This window comes from Gordonia amarae NBRC 15530, assembly GCF_000241345.1.
Taxonomy (GTDB): domain Bacteria; phylum Actinomycetota; class Actinomycetes; order Mycobacteriales; family Mycobacteriaceae; genus Gordonia; species Gordonia amarae.
Genome location: NZ_BAED01000005.1, coordinates 1 through 1,287, shown reverse-complemented (window position 1 = coordinate 1,287; position 1,287 = coordinate 1). Strand labels below are relative to the sequence as shown.

1 protein-coding gene is annotated in these 1,287 nt (G+C 61.5%); it reads left to right on the top strand.

What is annotated here, in order from left to right; genetic code table 11:
- Positions 1-83 precede the first annotated feature (83 nt).
- Positions 84-1,228 (top strand): IS3 family transposase gene (locus GOAMR_RS01760; RefSeq protein WP_085949022.1). Its coding sequence is split into 2 segments (ribosomal slippage): positions 84-351 and positions 351-1,228, totalling 1,146 coding nucleotides; the frame shifts between segments, so codons are not numbered across the junction.
- Positions 1,229-1,287 lie beyond the last annotated feature (59 nt).

Sequence of the window (1,287 nt, the reverse complement as noted above, 5' to 3'; positions counted from 1 at the left end):
TTGGCATGTCCCCCGTGAACCGATCCAGGTAGTTCTAGAGTCCTGATTGCCCTGATGGGGGCGCAGAAGGGACGATGAAGGACATGGCAGGACGCAAGCGCCACTCGGCTGAGGACATCGTGCGAAAGCTGCGGCGTGCGGACGAACTTGCAGCTGAGGGTAAGACCGGTGAGCAGATCGCGAACGAGTTGGGGGTGTCGGCTGCCACGTTGTACAACTGGCGCCGCTCCTACGGCGGTATGGACACCGACGCGGCCAAAGAGCTCAAGGAGTTACGGGAGCAGAACAACCGCCTCAAGCGGTTGCTGGCCGATGCGGAGTTGGAGAAGGACGCGTTGCGGGAGATCGCGAAGGGAAAATTTTAGGCCCGACCGCCAAACGCGCTGCCATCGACATGCTCAAAGAGGTGAAGAGCCTCTCAGAGCGTATGGCGTGCAAGGTGGTTGGGCTTTCCCGCTCAGCGTATAGGCGGCTTCCACAAGCCCAGACCCCGGCCGACCCGGATTCTGGTTTGCGGGCTGATCTGCGGGCGTATGCGGGCAAGAATCCCCGGCATGGGTTTCGGCGGGCGTGGGCACATCTGCGGTTCGACAAAGGTATGGAACTGAATAAGAAGAAGGTCCACCGACTGTGGAAGGAAGAAGGGCTACAGGTCCACCGGGCGCCGCGGCGCAAACGAGCCGGGCAGTCGTCAGTGCCGGTGATCGAGGCGGATGCCCCGAATGTTGTGTGGGCAATGGATTTTCAGTTCGATTCGACCGTTGATGGGCGCAAGATCAAGATCGCCTCGATGGTTGATGAGCACACCCGGATGTCGTTGCTGAACATTGTGGATACCTCGATCCCGGCCGAACGGCTCGTCGCCGAGCTGGCGGCTGTGTTCGCCGCTGCCGGCGGGCCGCCGATGGTGTTGCGGATGGACAACGGCCCGGAGTTCATATCCGAAGCATTGCAACAGTTTTGCGACGGACGAGTCGGGATCAGCTACATCCCGCCCGGCACACCGTGGAACAACGGGTTCGTCGAATCGTTCAACAACCGGCTGCGGGATGAGTGCTTGAACCGCAACTGCTGGACCAGCGTGTTGGAGGCCCGGGTGGTGATCGCCGACTACAAGGACGACCACAACTATCGGCACCGGCACTCGGCGCTGGGCTACCAGACCCCGGCAGAGTACGCTGCCGGATGTACCCACACCCACCACCCGGTGGCGTGTGAGATCGCATGAGCGATCACCTGTAGGAACTGGCTCTACAACTGCTTGGACCGACTATCGGGGGCCTGCCA